This is a genomic window from Paraburkholderia sediminicola, assembly GCF_046030555.1.
Classification (GTDB): Bacteria; Pseudomonadota; Gammaproteobacteria; order Burkholderiales; family Burkholderiaceae; genus Paraburkholderia; species Paraburkholderia sediminicola_E.
Window position 1 is genome coordinate 1 of sequence record NZ_JAQQCH010000058.1, and the last position, 2,979, is coordinate 2,979.

Annotated in this window: 3 protein-coding genes and 1 pseudogene; 2 read left to right on the forward strand and 2 right to left on the reverse strand. The window is 52.4% G+C overall.

What is annotated here, in order from left to right:
* Positions 1 to 273: ESPR domain-containing protein (locus PQQ52_RS34535; RefSeq protein WP_408221501.1), on the reverse strand; the 273-nt coding region annotated here is incomplete at its 3' end.
* Positions 274 to 938: 665 nt separating this feature from the next.
* Between PQQ52_RS34535 and PQQ52_RS34540 the strand changes: the two genes are divergently transcribed.
* On the forward strand, positions 939 to 1,376 hold the full coding sequence (locus PQQ52_RS34540) for a nuclear transport factor 2 family protein (RefSeq protein ID WP_408221503.1): 438 nt from the start codon (positions 939 to 941) through the stop codon (positions 1,374 to 1,376).
* Positions 1,377 to 1,676: 300 nt separating this feature from the next.
* On the opposite strand, the pseudogene PQQ52_RS34545 reads toward PQQ52_RS34540, so the two are convergent.
* Positions 1,677 to 1,898 (reverse strand): annotated as a pseudogene (locus tag PQQ52_RS34545) (CopD family protein); the annotation flags it as partial.
* 799 nt (positions 1,899 to 2,697) lie between these two features.
* Between PQQ52_RS34545 and PQQ52_RS34550 the strand changes: the two are divergent.
* Positions 2,698 to 2,979, forward strand: a 282-nt coding sequence (locus PQQ52_RS34550; protein WP_408221505.1) for an ESPR domain-containing protein, incomplete at its 3' end; no start/stop codon positions are given.

The window sequence follows — 2,979 nt, forward strand, 5'->3', positions numbered from 1 at the left end:
TGTATCTCCTGAGCCAGAGTTGCACTGACTTCCGTCTGTTACAACCGCCCCTGGATTCGTGCTACTCAGACACGAAGCAGTGTTTAGAATCCCGGAAACGAAAGAGTTAGCGGCAGCACCTGCGTTGGCGTCCGTTGCCACTCCTGCCGCCACCATCGCGGCCACGAGTACCACCTTGCTCTTAGTACCTTTTCCCCGGCTCTTCGCAACTTCGGATGCCGCGACATACGTCCCGGTCGTTTCATTCCAAACTGTTTTGTACGACTTATTCACAATTCTGCCTGTTTAAGGTGAAGTAACCCATTCGGCGCAGTGCAGTCGACCCAAACGGGTCATCCCAGACATCCAATCGCAACCATAGGGTTGTTAAAATTACCGCGGAAATGAGAAGTTTCTTTGCAATCTCATTAATCCACGCGGCGATGTCGTAACGATAGACTTCGCGAAATATGCTTTGAATAGGATTTATCTCAAACACCTGTTGCAAGTGCGGATTTCAGGCAAGAAAATACAGTTGCGCCGTAGTCATAACTCAGCGTGCGCGTGCCTCCGGAGCACCAAGACTGGAAAGGAGAGTTGCCACCGCTATTTGATGAACTTGCGGAGCCCAAAAAAATAAGAATAGTCTTATTTTCATTAACCAAAAAATACTTGAGTTTTTACAATTACTTCGCACCAAATAAAAATTCTTCAAAGAATTTTAGTTTCATAGCCGTCCAACTTCAGAGACCGTTATTAAAAGCAAAGCAATTGCATATCACCCAACAATCGAACCAGCAGTCAAGTTTTCAACTTCACGACGCAATTTGTTTAGGTTATTGCCATAAAATTCGCTTTCCTGACCGCGCTTAGCGCCCTGTTACTTTGTTTGACGGTTTCGCCCGCATTTGCGGCGGATCAAGATAAAACGATCTTAAAAAACGATGGAGTGGACCTAGATTGCAGCACTCGCCAACCCTGACCACGTCACGCTCGACAAGCCGCTCGACGATTCTTTCGTGGAGACCGCGCCCAACGGCATACGTCGTAGCAAGTCAGATCTTCTGTTGGCGTCGCCACCGCCGTCGGGATCAACTCAAACCTTGATCGATGTGGATGTGCGCGTGAACGGCGACACGGCCGTTGTCACCGGCACCAATCTTTTCAAACTGAACCCCGCTGCCCGACCGGTGGACTACTCGTTCACGGATGTGTTCGTCCGCAAATCAGAAGACTGGCGAGTCATGCCGGTACAAATGGTTCGCAGATGGGAAAATAAGTGCGGCCTGCACGCCACCGTCAATGACTTTCGAGCAATAGGAGATACGATTTGCTCGTGCCTCCTGGTTTATTGGGTGGACCGTATTGGCCGGTGTGTCAGTGGGCACCAGCAATAGCTATGTCTGTCTTCCCATGTCACCTTACGCGTCACAGCTTCGCGCGGTTCAGCTCCGCGTGAGCCTTCGTGATTTCCTGTCCTGCTTTTGCGAGCAGCTTCGCCTCCGCACTAGCCGTAATCCGGCGATGAGCGATGGGGCATGCATCGAGCGCAATTGCCTAATACAATTCGCGGCCTCATTCCACTTCGCGCAATACCCTTTACACGTCTCTACCAGCAACTCGAGCAGTACTTGGCGGTTGCATCGCTCGCGACTCGTTAATACAGGATTCCTATATATAAAAATCGCAATCCCCCGCTGCCGGAGCCCGATCTCCACCGCCAGCCATAATCTACATGCCAGTGCCGGCACCACGATAAACGTCATGAAGCGGAACAGCTTGCGCGCCATGGTCAAAAGACGCGCCGTCGCGGCGGGCTCCGTTTCCATCGCCAGATTGACGAAGATGCGCGGCAGGTAGAACGGGCCAGCAAACAAGGAAGCAACCAGAACGATGTGAAACGTTTTTACCCAAAGCATCAGCGGTCCTCATGTACTACGTAGTGGCATCGGAATGTACGCCGATTCCGACCCGCTCCCGTACAAGCAGCGCCGCGCTTATTGCCGGCCTTCGCCGTGGCCCAGCACGATGTACTTGAGCAACGTCAGCCCTTCCAAACCCACCGGGCCGCGCGCATGCAGCTCATCGTTCGAGATGCCAATCTCCGCACCCAAGCCAAATTCGAATCAGCAAAACGCGAGGGAAATTCTTAAGGTGCGTGGGGAAAAATCAGGGCGAGAGAAAACAATTCCGGACAAAGTGACCGACATACCGTCGATGCCATTTCGAAAAATCTGACTGCGAAAAATACCGCATCAGGCAACACCTACGCATGCATTTAGTCAAATGATGAAATATCCTGGGCACCAAGGCGCCGACTTCGCTGCGCTGGATGCCTCAGCGAATCCTTTTCGACCCCCTGGATTCACCAAACGCGTGCGATGCGGTTGCCATTTAGCGCTTCTCGCGAGACTTTAGTGTTCTCCCATGCCACGCCCATGTGTGAAGGTCCGCCGCATTCACACCATCTGATTCAGTGCTCGAACCCGAAGGGCGACGACTGCTGTCGCGCCCCCGTTGCCCCAGTCCTAGATCCCTCTTTTTAGATAGTCCTTTTTAAGATTTGTCTCATATTCGTCCTACGTGGCGATATCTAGAATTTCTTCTGTTGCGCGAACTGTCATGTCTTAACGGCGATGCTTCCAAGACAACCAAAATGTCGACGGATACCAGTGGCGCATGCAAACAATTTTCCGTAACTACATCTTTTGGAATGTCATGAACCACGTTTATCGCATCATTAGCAACGCCGTCACGGGTGGCTGGGCTGTCGCATCGGAACTGACGAAGGGCCGGGGGAAGGCTAGCAAGAGGAAGCTGGTGATGGTGGCCGCGGTGGCAGTAGGGACTGCCGCAGGAGTGGCAACGGACGCCAACGCAGGTGCTGCCGCTAACTCTTTCGTTTCCGGGATTCTAGGCACTGCTTCGTGTCTGAGCAGCACGAATCCAGGGGCGGTTGTAACAGACGGAAGTCAGTGCAACTCTGGCTCAGGAGGTACG